The sequence below is a fragment of the Micromonospora sp. DT178 genome (assembly GCF_049841695.1).
GTDB lineage: Bacteria > Actinomycetota > Actinomycetes > Mycobacteriales > Micromonosporaceae > Micromonospora.
Window position 1 is genome coordinate 95,256 of the sequence record NZ_JBNCKV010000019.1, and the last position, 12,648, is coordinate 107,903.

The following is a 12,648-nucleotide window of genomic DNA, read 5'->3' on the forward strand; positions in this document are numbered from 1 at the left end:
CAGGGGACACTCCCGCCCCGGAGCCGTAGGTCAGGCGGCGCGGGCGGCGGCCAGCGCGGCGGCCATCGCGGCCCGGGGCGCGGCGACGCCGGTGAAGTGCTCGAACTGGCCCACCGCCTGGGCCAGGAGCAGGTCGATCCCGGAGACGATCCGGCAGCCGGCATCCTGGGCCGACGCCGCCAACGGCGTCGGCCACGGGTCGTAGAGCGCGTCGAAGTACACCGCGCCGGGCCGCCAGGCGGCCGGCCCGGCGAGCGGATCGGCGACCCCCTTCGGCACGGTCGCGACCACCACGTCCGCGTCGAGGCGTCTCACGGCGTCGTCCCAGGCCGCCGCGCGCATCTCCACGTCGACGGCGCGGGCCACCGGGCGCAGTTCCTCGGCCGCCGCCGGGCGGCGGGCCACCACGGTCACCGCAGCGGCGCCGAGCCGCCCCGCCGCCGCCACCGCAGCCCGGGCCGTGCCGCCCGCCCCCAGCACGGTCACCGTCGCGCCCGGGCGCACCCCGGCGTCGGCGAGCACCTCGACCATGCCGACCACGTCGGTGTTGTCGGCGTACCAGGAGCCGTCCGGGCGGTGTACCAGCGTGTTGGCGGCGCCGACGGCAGCGGCGAGCGGCGAGACCTCGGCGGCCACCGCGAGCGCCGCCTCCTTGCCGGGCATGGTCACCGACAGCCCGGCCCACTCCGGGCCGAGGCCGGCGACCACGTCCGGCAGCTCCGCCGCCGCGCACTCGATCCGGGTGTACGACCACCCGGCCAGCCCCGCCGCCGCGTAGCCGGCGTTGTGGATCACCGGGGAGAGGGAGTGCGCGATCGGCTTGCCGAGCACCCCCGCCCGCCGTGCGTCCGTCATCAGATGATCCCGGCCTCCTTGGCCTTGGCCTCGTTCTTCAGGTGTTCCTCGTAGGTCTCGGCGAACTCGGAGTGCCCCTCCTTGTCGATCGCCACGAAGAAGAGCCACTTGCCGACCGGCGGGTCCATCGCACCCTCCATGGCCTGCTTGCCCGGGTTGTTGATCGGGGTGGGCACCAGGCCCCTCAGCTTGCGGTTGTACGGGTTCTTCGGGTTGTCCAGGTCGGCGGCCGTCATCTGCCCGGACGTCTTGGTCTTCTGCCCGGTCAGCTCCAGGTAGTAGTTGACCGTGACGTCCATCTCCAGGCAGTTGCACTGGAAGTCGCCGAACACCCGGTTGTAGGCGACGCGGGCGACCTTGCCCAGGTCGTCCTTGTTCCCCGCCTCGGCCTGCGCCAGCGACGCGACGATCAGCGCCTCGTACGGGCTGATGCCGCCGCGCTCCTTCTGCACCCGGTCGGCGAACTGCATCTCCTGGGTCACGCTGAGGAAGTTCTCGACCATCAGCTCGATGATGCTCTCGGCGGTCGCCTTCGGCGGGATCTCGTAGGTGTCCGGGTAGAGGAAGCCCTCGATCGACGGCTTGACCTTCTTGTTGTCGCTGCGCTTGAACCACCAGTCCGGCACGCCCCGCGCGATCGGGTCCTTCGCCGCCGCCTCGAAGTCCTTCACCGGGATCTTGGTCTTCTCGGAGAGCAGCTTGTAGACGTTCTTCGCCGTCCGGCCCTCCGGGATGGTGACCCCGTTGACGATCCGGTTCTTCAGGTCGAGCATCGCGGTGACGGCGCTCTCGCCGCTCATCTGCTTGCGCAGCTTGTACGTGCCCGGCTGGATGTTCTTGCTGCGGGCGTTCGCCTCGGCGGCCTCGATGAACGCCTTGGCGCTCTTCACCACGCCGGCGGTGACCAGCGCGTCGGCCATGTCGGCGATCAGCGCGCCCTGCTTGATCTCGACCGTCACCTCGCCGGTGCCCGTGCCGTCGTAGTCGGGGGTGACGAAGTAGCTCTGAACGCGGTCGAAGCCGTAGAAGGCGCCGCCGCCGATCGTGCCCAGCAGAACGAAGGCGAGCAGCAGCGCAAGGACCGTCTTGCCCCGCCCACCGCCGCCGGAGCCGCCCTTGCGCTTGCGCACCGCACCGCGCCGGTGCTTGCCCTTCTCACCCCGGTCCTGCTCGTCGAACCCGAGGTCAAGATCGTCCATCATCGCGTCCGCCTCCGCTGCGCGTCCAGCCAGCTCTGCAGAATCTCCACCGCGGCAGCCTGGTCGACCACCGCCCGTTGCCGTTTACCTCGGACACCACGCTCGGCAAGCCTACGAGACGCCACGACCGTGGACATCCTCTCGTCGGTGAGCGCCACCGGAACGGGCGCTATTACATCGGCCAGTCGGTCAGCGTACGCCTTCACGTGTACGGCGGCGGGACCGTGCTTGCCGGCGAGATTGACCGGAAGGCCGACGACGACCTCCACCGCCTCGTGCTCGACCACCAGCGCCCCGAGCGCGGCGATGTCGGCCGGCACCGCGTCCGGCGCGGCCGTGAGGTCGCGGGCGAGGGTCACCAGCGGGGTGGCCAGCACGCCGTGCGGGTCCGAGCGGGAGATCCCCACCCGCACCTGCCCGACGTCCACCCCGAGCCGGACTCCCCGGGACAACTCACTCACGGCCGGTGACTCCCTCGAAATGGCGAACCAGGGCGGACCGCGCGGGTCCGCCCTGGCCGCTGCCAGCGCGCATCACGCCTCGGCGATCGCCTTCTCGACCGTGAGCAGCAACTTCGGCGCCTCGGCGGCCGGCAGGCCACCGCCCTGGGCCAGGTCGGGACTGCCCCCGCCGCGCCCGGAGAAGGCCGCCTTGACCAGGTCGGAGGCGGCCAGGCCCCGGCTGCGCGCGGCCGGGTTCACCGCGACGACCAGCGACGCCTTGCCGTTGGCCCGGGCCGCCACCGCGACGACCGCCGGCCGCGCCGGGTCGATCTTGCCCCGGATCTCCTGGGCGAGGGTCCGCACGTCGTTGCCGGCCGCGCCCTCCGGCGCCTCGGTGCCCACGTACGCGACGCCCCGCACGTCCTTCGCCTGCGCGGCGAGCGCCGACGCGCCGCCGAGCACCAGCTGGGCCCGCAGCTTCTCCAGCTCCTTCTCGGCGTCGCGCAGCTGCGTCACGGTCTGCTCGACCCGGTCGGCGACCTGGTCGTTGGGCACCCGGTACAGCTCGGCGAGGCGGGACACCAGCAGGTGCTCCCGGGCCAGGAAGTTGAAGGCGTCCATGCCGACCAGCGCCTCGACCCGGCGCACCCCGGAGCCGATCGACGACTCGGAGAGGATCTTGACCAGGCCGAGCTGGCCGGAACGGGAGACGTGGGTGCCGCCGCACAGCTCCCGGGCGTAGTCGCCGACCTCGACGACCCGCACCTCCTCGCCGTACTTCTCGCCGAACAGCGCCATCGCGCCGATCCGCCGCGCCTCGTCCAGCGAGGTGATGAAGGCGTGCACCTCCAGGTCGGCGAGGAGCACCTCGTTGACCTGCTGCTCCACGTCGCGCAGCACGCTCGGCGCCACGCCCGTCGGGGTGTTGAAGTCGAACCGCAGCCGGCCCGGCGCGTTCAGCGAACCAGCCTGGGTGGCGGACTCGCCGAGGAAGTTGCGCATCGTCTGGTGCACCAGGTGCGTCGCGGTGTGCGACCGGGAGATGGCCCGCCGGCGGGTGGTGTCGATCTCGGCGTAGCCGGTCTCCCCCGCCCGCACCTCGCCCCGCAGCACCCGGGCCCGGTGCACGATCAGCCCGGGCACCGGCTGCTGCACGTCGAGCACCTCGACCTGGCCGCCACCGACCGTGATCATGCCGAGGTCGGGCTGCTGCCCGCCGCCCTCGGCGTAGAACGGGGTGGCGTCGAGCACCAGCTCGATCGTGTCGCCCTCGACCGCCGCCTGGCGGGGGCCGTCGACGCCGAGCACCGCCCGCACCGTCGACTCCCGGGACACCTCGCCGTAGCCGGTGAACCGCACCGGGCCGCCCGAGTCGAGCACCGACCGGTACGCCGACAGGTCGGTGTGCCCGGTCTTGCGCGCCTGGGCGTCGGCCTTGGCGCGGGCCCGCTGGTCGGCCATCAGCCGGCGGAAGCCCTCGGCGTCGACCGCCAGGCCCTGCTCGGCCGCGATCTCCAGGGTCAGGTCGATCGGGAAGCCGTACGTGTCGTGCAGCTGGAACGCCTTCTCGCCCGACAGCGCCTGCTTCCCGGCGGTGCGGGTCTCGGCGATCGCCGTGTCCAGGATCGTGGTGCCGGCCCGCAGGGTGGACAGGAAGGCGTCCTCCTCCGCGTACGCGTAGTCGGCGATCCGGTCGAAGTCGGCGGCCAGCTCGGGGTACGACGGGGCCATGCAGTCCCGGGCCACCGGCAGCAGCTCGGGCAGCGCCCGCTCCTGCCAGCCCAGCAGCCGCACCGACCGGATCGCCCGGCGCATGATGCGGCGCAGCACGTAGCCGCGCCCCTCGTTGCTGGGGGTGACGCCGTCGCCGATCAGCATCAGCGCGGTGCGCACGTGGTCGGCGATGACGCGCAGCCGCACGTCGTCCGGGTGCGACTCGCTGGCGACCTGGCCGGAGTGCGCGCCGTAGCGCTTGCCGGTCAGCTCGGCGGCCTTGTCGAGGATCGGCCGGACCTCGTCGATCTCGTAGAGGTTGTCGACGCCCTGGAGGATGGAGGCCATCCGCTCCAGGCCCATGCCGGTGTCGATGTTCTTCGCCGGCAGGTCACCGAGGATCGGGTAGTCCTCCTTGCCGGTGCCCGGGCCGCGCTCGAACTGCATGAAGACGAGGTTCCAGAACTCCATGTAGCGGTCCTCGTCGACCGCCGGGCCGCCCTCGCGGCCGTACTCCGGGCCCCGGTCGTAGAACAGCTCGGAGCACGGGCCGCACGGGCCGGGGATGCCCATCGACCAGAAGTTGTCCGCCTTGCCCCGGCGCACGATCCGTTCGGCCGGCACGCCGACCGAACGCCAGATCTCGAACGCCTCGTCGTCGTCGAGGTAGACCGTCGGCCAGATCCGCTCCGGGTCGAGGCCGAAACCGCCCTGCTCCTGGGACTTGGTGACCAGGTCCCAGGCGAGCGGGATCGCCCCGTCCTTGAAGTAGTCACCGAAGGAGAAGTTGCCGTTCATCTGGAAGAACGTGCCGTGCCGGCTGGTCTTGCCGACCTCGTCGATGTCGGGCGTGCGGATGCACTTCTGCACGCTGACCGCCCGCCGGTACGGCGGGGTCTGCTGCCCCAGGAAGTAGGGGACGAACTGCACCATGCCGGCGTTGACGAACAGCAGGTTCGGGTCGCTGATGGCGGGCAGCGGAGCGGACGGCACCACGGTGTGGCCGTTCGCCTCGAAGTGGGCGAGGTACCGCCGCTTGATCTCCGCCGTCTTCATCGCTGGTGTTCCTCCGGAAAGATCTCTCGGTCGCCGAGGCGCGGGTCCTCCCGCAGCTCGGCGAACTGGTCGTCGAACGCCTCGCCCTGGGCGAACGCCTCGTGGATCTCCTGCTCGCGCTCGGCCATCGCGATCCGGACGTCCTCCACGAAGCTACGCAGCGACTCCGCCAGCCCGCCAGCGGATTCGGTCACCGTGCTGGCGATGCCGGCCGGGGTGTACGCCTGCGCGGTGCGGGTGGCCTTGCGGACCACCACCACGCCCACGGCCAACCCGATGCCGAGCCAGAACAACCGCCTCATCTCCGAGCTCCTCCTGGTCGTGGCGGGTCAGCGGTTGCCGCGCTTGGCGGCCCGCCGCTGCTGCTTGATGGTGTCGCGCACCTCGCGCTCGGTCTCGGCGTGCCGCCGGGCGGAGGCGGCCTTGCGTACGCCGTAGCCGAACGCGGCCACCTTGACCAACGGGTTGGCGGCGGCGGCGGAGACGACGGTCGCCAGGTTCGCGACGTTGGCGGTGACGTTCTGCGCGTGGCTGGTCATGGTGTCGACCTTGGCGAGCTGGAGGTTGACCCCGTCGAGGGAGGTCTGCACCTGCTCCAGGGCGGTGTTGACGTTCTTCACGGTGGTGTTCACGTCGCCGAGCAGCGGCGCGGTCCGGTCGTTGAGGTCGTTGATCATCCGGGTGGTGGCGTCCACGGTGTGCCGCAGCCGCAGGATGGGCAGCGTCAGGATCAACACCAGCATCGCGAACGCGATCGCCGCGATCAGCGCCGCGACCTCGAAAAAGCCCACGCCTGTCCTCCTCAAGCAGAGTTCCGGGAACCCGACGCCCCCGGAACGCGCGACCGTCCTGCCCACACCGCCGTCCGGCACCCGCGAGGGGCCGGCGGGAGCTGGCGGTCCGCCAGCCCCAGACCCTACCGTCCGTGATGGAAACCGGCTCAGGACGGTGAGGGTGTCGGTGTCGCGAGCGGATCCTCGCTGACCGTCGGGAAGGGATCCTCGCCGGTGAGTGACGGGTCGGTGGTGGGCTGGGGCCGGGTCCGCTCGTCGTCGATCGCGTTGCGGACCTTCACCGACACCAACGAGCCGGAGCACTGCTCCGCAGCGGTCGCCGGGTCGGGCGACGGCACGACCGCCGGTTCCCCGTCCACCGGGGGCGGCACGCAGGCGGGCTCGCGCACCCACAGGTCGAGGGTCAGCTCGTCCCGGCGCCAGCACGTGTAGCTCCCCTTCGCCGGTTGCTCGGGGCAACGGCTCACCTTCCACGGCCGCCAACCGTCGTCGGCCAGCGCCCGCTCGTAGACCTGTGCCGTCTCCGCCGGCGACCGCTCGGACGTGGCCGTGCGTTCGCGCAGCCGGCAGTCGAGCAGGCACCACCGGCTGCCACTGACGTCGTCGACGGTCTGCACCGCCGCCCAACCCGGCACGTCCAGCTCGTCGAGGGTGTCGAAGACCGGATCGCGGCTGAGCGTACGGATGCCGAAGTAGAGCGGGATCGCGCCGAGCAGCACCACGCTGACCAGGGCGAGGATGCCCATCCGCAGCCGCCGCCGCTCACGCATCCGGCGACGCAGCTCGGACCGTGCGCCGCGCAGCCCGCCGGGGCCGGCCGCGTCGTCGTCCGGCGACTCCGGCTCCGCTGGCCGGCGCAGCGCCGCGCCGTCGGCCGGCTCGGCGGGCGGTACGACCGCCGCGGCGGCCCGCGCCACCACCGGCTCGCCCGCGGCACCCGGCGGCGGCACGGGCGCGACGCCGGACGGCTCCGGCCGCCCCGGCTCGCGGTGTGGCGGGATCGCCCGGCCGGCGGCGCGGTCCTCGGGCCCGGGGCGGGGCGCCGGGGCGGCCGCCCGGGCCACCCCGGGCGGACCGACGGGGCCGGGTCGGGGGCCGTCGCCGGACGTCGGCTCGGGCCGGTCCCGACCGCCGGCCGGCGGTCGGACGGCACCGGAACTCGCGCCGGGCCGGGCCGGGCCCGACGGAGTGGCGGCCGGACGGACCGGGCCGGACGAGGTCTGTCCGGCCCCGCCCGGTGCGGACGGGTTCGCCCCCGGACCGGCGAGGCCCGACGGCGCCTCGGGGCCGTGCGGGCCGGGCCCGGGGCGGCGCGGACCGGGCGGCGCGCTCGGGCTCGCGGCGGCTGGGGACGACCCGGCCGCGGACGGCCCGGCCGCGGTGCCGGGTGACGGCGCGACGGACCGCGCGGGACCGGCCGGGCCGGCGTCGGGACGCGCGGCACCCCGCGCCGGACCCGCGAGGCCAGGGTCGGGACGCGCGGCACCCCGCGCGGGACCCGCCAGGCCAGGGTCGGGACGCGCCGGACCCGCCAGGCCGGGGTCGGGACGCGCCGGACCCGCCAGGCCGGGGTCGGGACGCGCTGGACCCGCAAGGCCAGGGTCGGGACGCGCGGCACCCCGCGCGGGACCGGCCGGGCCGGGATCGGGACGCGCGGCGCCCCGCGCGGGACTCGCCAGGCCAGGGTCAGGATGCGCGGCACCCCGCACGGGACCCGCCAGGCCAGGATCGGGACGCGCGGGACCCGCCAGGCCGGCGTCCGGACGCGCGGCACCCCGCGCGGGACCCGCCAGGCCAGGGTCGGGACGCGCGGGACCCGCCAGGCCGGGGTCGGGACGCGCGGCACCCCGCGCGGGTCCGGCCGGGGTGGGGTCGGGGCGGGTCGGGTCGGGATGGGCCCGGCCGGCTGGGGTCGGGGCGCCGGGCGGCGGCGGTGGCCCCGCCGGCGTGGGGCGGGCGGCGCCCCTGGCCGGCGGCCCGGGATGGGGGGTGTCGGCGGGTCGGGGCGGCTCGGCGACGGGTCGGACCCGGCCCGCCGACCGCCCAGGTTCGGTGGCGTCGGTGGGTCGCGGCGGCTGCGCGCCGGGCCGCGCCCGGCCCACGGGGATGTCGCCGGTCCCGGCGCCGTGCTGCCCCGGCCCGGGCGGCGCCGGCGACGGAGCGCCCGGAGCGGGCGGCGCCGACCGCTTGATCGTCGGCAGGGCGGGATCGGTGTGGTGGGCACGGCCGGCCTGCCGCAGCCAGTCGGCCGGGCGCTCCGGTCGGCCGGCCCGGGAGTCACCGGGCTGGCGTCGCCGCCCCGCTTCCCCGTCGGCCGGGCGCGGCGCGTGCGGCGGGTTCTCCGTCTCGTCCGGGACGGCGGGGCGGCCCGGGGTCGGGACCACCCCGTCGTCCCCACGGTGCGCGGGGGGCTGACCGCCGACCGCAGCGCGTCCGGCCCGGCTGGAGGTCTCGTCGTCGCCGGCCGCACGCCGGCCCCGACCCGTGACCTCGACGTCGTCGGGTGCGGCGCGTCGGCCGCGGGGGGCGGGGTCGTGGGGCGGCTGCACCCCGACGCCGGGAGGCGCGGCGGGCGCACCGGGCACGGGTGGGGCGTTTCCGGAGCGCGGTACCGGCGGAGCGTTTCCGGAGCCGGGCACCGGCGGGGCGTTGCCCGAGCCGGGCACCGGCGGGGCGTTGCCCGAGCGGGGTACCGGCGGCACGTCTTCCTCGGCGGCGCGGCGTCGGCCGGTCGGCCCACCGGGGCGTCGACCCCGGTCGGCCCCGTCGCCGTCCGGCACCGGCGGGGCTGCCGTCGGCACGGGTCCGGTGCCGTCCGTCGGGACGGGCACGCCGGCGCCGACGTGGCTCCGCCGCATCCGGCCGGACCGGGGGTCACGTGCGTCGGCCGGGGCGCCACGCAGCTCACCGGTCGGCGGACCGGCTGGCGGCTGGGGGGCACCGGGGTCCGGGACGCCGACCCGGGCGGCGCCCACGGCACCGCCGGGCCGCCCGGCGGCACCCGGTGGCGGCGTACCGCCCGGCACCGCCGCCCGGCCGTCGGGGCGGTGCCCGGGCACCGCCCCGGCCGGGTGCGGCGCGTCGGAGTGCGGGGGCACCGGCGCACCCGGACGCGGTCCGGTCGGCGCGCCGGCGTGGGTGCGCGGGGACGTGCCGGGCGGCGGCCCGGCGGTGGGGCCGGCGGCCGGACCGGGCTGCGGCCCGGTCCGCGGGTCGGCCTGCGGAGCTGCCGGGAAGCCGGCCTGCGGATGCGGCGGGGGAACCGGCTGCGGGCCGGCCGGTGCGCCGGCCGGAGGAGCCGCCTGCGGGCCCGTCGCGGTGCCGGCGGGCGGGCCCGCCGGCGGACCGGCCTGCGGACCCGTCGGGGCGCCCGGAACGGGGCGCGGCCGTCGGTCCGGGCCGTCCGGACCGGGTTGCGGACGACCGGCCGCCGGGGGTCGACGGACGGGCTGGTGCGGAGGGACGGCCCCGGGGGCGGCGGGCCCGGCCGGCCGGGGTGGTTCCGGCGCACCGGGCCAGGGTCCGTCCACCGGGCGCGAGCGCGGAGGCTCGGCCTCGCCGCGGCGTACCGGGGGCGCGGCGGCCGGACCGGGGCCGCGGTGGGGCGGCGGCCCGGCAGGGCCGGGAGCCGTCGGGTCACCCGGACGCGGGCCGGGAGGCGAGGCGGGCTCCAGCCCGTCCGGCCCCAGCTCGGTGCGCTGCTGCTTGGCCGAGCGCAGGTCGTCGATCCAGCCGAACTCCTCGCCGCTGATCGGCTCCTCGGGCTCGGCCTCGGCCTTGCCCCGCCCCCAGCGGCGACCCTTGGCGCGGGACTCGCGCCGCTCTTCGGGGCCGTCCTCCGGTCGCTCCGAACCACGCGATTTCACTACTGACCCTCCCCGGCGGTGTCACTGCCGCCCTCTCGCGCCGCGTCGGCGCCGCCCGTGTCCGTCTGTCGGCGGCCGTTGTCCGCCGAACCGCTCCCGACCGCCGCCGCCGAGGGCGCGGCCGGAGCGGGCAGCCCCCGGACGATACGGCGCAGCAACGGCAGCCGGGTGGCGACCGAGCGCTCGGCGCCGTGCTGGCTGGGCCGGTAGTAGTCGGTGCCGGCGAGATCGTCGGGGGCGTACTGCTGGGTGACCACGCCGCGCTGGTCGTCGTGGGGATAGCGGTAACCGGTCCCGTGCCCCAGGCCCTTCGCGCCCGAGTAGTGCGCGTCGCGCAGCCCGCGCGGCACCGGCCCACCCCGGCCGGCCCGCACGTCGGCGATGGCCGCGCCGATCGCGGTGGTCGCCGAGTTGGACTTCGGCGCGGTGGCCAGGTGGATCACCGCCTGGGCGAGGTTGAGCTGCGCCTCGGGCAGCCCGACGTACTCCACGGCGTGGGCGGCGGCGGTGGCCACGCTCAGCGCGGTCGGGTCGGCCATGCCGACGTCCTCGCTGGCGAAGATGACCAGGCGACGGGCGATGAACCGGGCGTCCTCGCCGGCGACCAGCATCCGGGCCAGCCAGTGCAGCGCGGCGTCCACGTCGGAGCCGCGCATGCTCTTGATGAAGGCGCTGGTCACGTCGTAGTGGGCGTCGCCGGCCCGGTCGTAGCGCACGGCCGCCACGTCGACCGCCTGCTCGGCGGTGGCGAGGTCGATCCGCCCGGCGCCGAGGGCCGTGGCGGAGGCCGCCGCCGCCTCCAGCGCCGTCAGCGCCTTGCGTACGTCGCCGGCCGCGAGGCGTACGAGATGGTCCTCGGCCTCGGCCTCGAGGGTGAGCGCGCCGCCGAGGCCACGCTCGTCGGCGACCGCGCGGCGCAGCAGGTCGCGCACCGCCGCGTCGTCCAGCGGCTGGAGGGTGAGCAGCACGCACCGCGACAACAGGGGCGAGATGACCGAGAAGTACGGGTTCTCGGTGGTCGCCGCGAGCAGCGTGACCGTGCGGTCCTCGACGGCGGCGAGCAGCGAATCCTGCTGGGTCTTGCTGAACCGGTGCACCTCGTCGATGAAGAGCACGGTCTGCGGGCCGCCGGAACGGCGCTGGCGGCGGGCGGTCTCGATCACCGCGCGCACGTCCTTGACCCCGGCGGTGAGGGCCGACATGGCGACGAACCGGCGGTCCGTGGCCCGCGCCACCAGGTGCGCGATGGTCGTCTTGCCGCTGCCGGGCGGGCCCCAGAGGATGACCGACATCGGCGCCGTGGCCGAGACGAGCTGGCGCAGCGGGGCACCCGGCGCGAGCAGGTGGTCCTGCCCGACCAGCTCGTCGATGCTGCGCGGGCGCATCCGGACGGGCAGCGGCGAGTCCTCCCCCACCGCCGTGAACCCGTCCACACCGACGGAACCCGCGGGCGTGGGGGGCGCTCCGGCGGGTTCACCGAGGGAGAAGAGGGCGTCGGACTCCATCACGGGAACAGTACCGGGCCCGGCCCACGGCGCCGGAAGCACGCCGTGGGACCGGGCCCGCGATGATCGATTGCGGTCAGCCGCGGCCGGGGCGCCGGCCCCGGTACCACCGGCCGCCACCGCCGCCGCCACCGCCGCGCGGGCCCCGGCCGACCCCGGCCAGGTAGAGGGAGAGCAGCAGCAGGCCGATCAGCACGAGGGTGTTCCAGTTGAACAGGTCGGGAGCACCGAAGTTGGTGTCCAGCAGGTCGATGAGCAGGGCGAAGCCGAAAACGACCGCCGCGAGAATGGCGAGCATGGCGTTCCTCCGGTGGGGGTTCCCAGTGGGTCGGCGCGGGATGTACCCAATCGGTCCGCTCGCCAATCTCCACCGTGGAGCGGCACGGTCTCCGGGCAGGTTTTGCCGGCGGCCGGACGCCGGGTCCGCCGGCAGGAGGCCGGAGCGCGTCCTAGGCTTGCTGACATGATCATCGCCGACCAGGTCCTGGAGGGGCGGGACGCCATCCTGGCGGCCGCCGGTCACCACCCGTACGCCCGGCACGCGCTCACCCGCGGCGAGGTGCCGCGCGGCTGGCGGCGCGGCACCTCGGTGGGCTGGCTGCTGCCGGCGGAGCATGGCCCGCGCGGCGGCGCGATCGGCGCCCCCGGGCCGGCGGTCGAGCTCTTCGCCGACCTGGTCGCGCGGGACGCGCTGCGGCCCGGCCAGTGGTTGCACCTGCCGCGGCTCGACCCGGCGGCGCTGCCCGGCCGGCTGGCCGTGGCCCGGCACGACGAGTGGGACTTCCTCTGGACCACCGTCGCGCCGCCGCGCCAGCCCGACGAGGAGCGGGTGGTCCGGCTCACCGCAGCCGACCACCCGGCGCTGACCTCCCTCATCGACGAGGCGTTCCCGACCACCACCTCCCGCCCGGGCGACCCGCGGATCGTCGACTGGTACGGCATCCGCGACGGCGACCGGCTCGTCGCCTGCGGCGCCGACCGCAGCCGGGGAGACATCGGCTTCCTCGCCGGACTGACCGTCGCCCCCGACCTGCGGGGGCGGGGACTGGGCGCGGCGCTGACCGCCGCGATGACCCGGGCCCTGCTCGCCCGCCACGACACCGTCGCGCTCGGCGTCTACAGCGTCAACGTCGGGGCGATCCGGCTCTACCGGCGGCTCGGCTTCACCGGCGCCCTGGCCCGCAGCTCGGTGCACCTGGCCTGAGTGCCCGGCGCTG

Annotated in this window: 10 protein-coding genes; 1 reads left to right on the forward strand and 9 read right to left on the reverse strand. The window is 75.9% G+C overall.

The annotated features are described in order from the left end of the window. Positions 1 to 30: 30 nt before the first annotated feature. The 9 genes from ACLQ22_RS27395 to ACLQ22_RS27435 all read right to left on the reverse strand — a co-directional run bounded on the left by ACLQ22_RS27395 (position 31) and on the right by ACLQ22_RS27435 (position 11,729). The gene (locus tag ACLQ22_RS27395) at positions 31 to 855 is read right to left on the reverse strand and encodes a shikimate dehydrogenase (RefSeq protein WP_425694834.1); all 825 of its coding nucleotides are present in this window, start codon (positions 853 to 855) and stop codon (positions 31 to 33) included. Then, the gene (mltG, locus tag ACLQ22_RS27400; RefSeq protein WP_425694835.1) at positions 855 to 2,057 is read right to left on the reverse strand and encodes an endolytic transglycosylase MltG; all 1,203 of its coding nucleotides are present in this window, start codon (positions 2,055 to 2,057) and stop codon (positions 855 to 857) included. The genes ACLQ22_RS27395 and mltG overlap by 1 nt, the downstream gene beginning before the upstream one ends. After that, positions 2,054 to 2,515 carry a Holliday junction resolvase RuvX gene (gene ruvX / locus ACLQ22_RS27405; protein WP_425694836.1) on the reverse strand — a complete coding sequence of 154 codons (462 nt, stop codon included), beginning with the start codon at positions 2,513 to 2,515 and terminating at the stop codon, positions 2,054 to 2,056. Before ruvX ends, mltG begins: the two co-directional genes overlap by 4 nt. Before the next feature lie 72 nt (positions 2,516 to 2,587). Further along, complete coding sequence (gene alaS, locus ACLQ22_RS27410) at positions 2,588 to 5,266, reverse strand: alanine--tRNA ligase (protein ID WP_425694837.1); 2,679 nt, start codon at positions 5,264 to 5,266, stop codon at positions 2,588 to 2,590. After that, entirely contained in the window at positions 5,263 to 5,568 is a 306-nt protein-coding gene (locus ACLQ22_RS27415; protein ID WP_121395286.1) for a hypothetical protein, read from the reverse strand. Before ACLQ22_RS27415 ends, alaS begins: the two co-directional genes overlap by 4 nt. Positions 5,569 to 5,595: 27 nt before the next feature. Further along, a complete protein-coding gene (locus tag ACLQ22_RS27420) occupies positions 5,596 to 6,057 on the reverse strand; it encodes a DUF948 domain-containing protein (RefSeq protein ID WP_089000990.1) in 462 nt (153 codons plus the stop codon). 149 nt (positions 6,058 to 6,206) lie between these two features. Next, the gene (locus tag ACLQ22_RS27425) at positions 6,207 to 6,830 is read right to left on the reverse strand and encodes a hypothetical protein (RefSeq protein WP_366644391.1); all 624 of its coding nucleotides are present in this window, start codon (positions 6,828 to 6,830) and stop codon (positions 6,207 to 6,209) included. A gap of 3,095 nt (positions 6,831 to 9,925) precedes the next feature. Then, positions 9,926 to 11,431, reverse strand: coding sequence for a replication-associated recombination protein A (locus ACLQ22_RS27430; protein ID WP_425694838.1), 1,506 nt, complete (start codon positions 11,429 to 11,431; stop codon positions 9,926 to 9,928). Between the two features lie 76 nt (positions 11,432 to 11,507). Then, positions 11,508 to 11,729 carry a hypothetical protein gene (locus ACLQ22_RS27435; protein ID WP_089000992.1) on the reverse strand — a complete coding sequence of 74 codons (222 nt, stop codon included), beginning with the start codon at positions 11,727 to 11,729 and terminating at the stop codon, positions 11,508 to 11,510. Positions 11,730 to 11,894: 165 nt separating this feature from the next. Here ACLQ22_RS27435 and ACLQ22_RS27440 point away from each other — a divergent pair, with 165 nt between their 5' ends. Next, positions 11,895 to 12,635 (forward strand): GNAT family N-acetyltransferase, encoded by a 741-nt coding sequence (locus ACLQ22_RS27440; RefSeq protein ID WP_425694839.1) that lies wholly within the window; start codon positions 11,895 to 11,897, stop codon positions 12,633 to 12,635. Positions 12,636 to 12,648 lie beyond the last annotated feature (13 nt).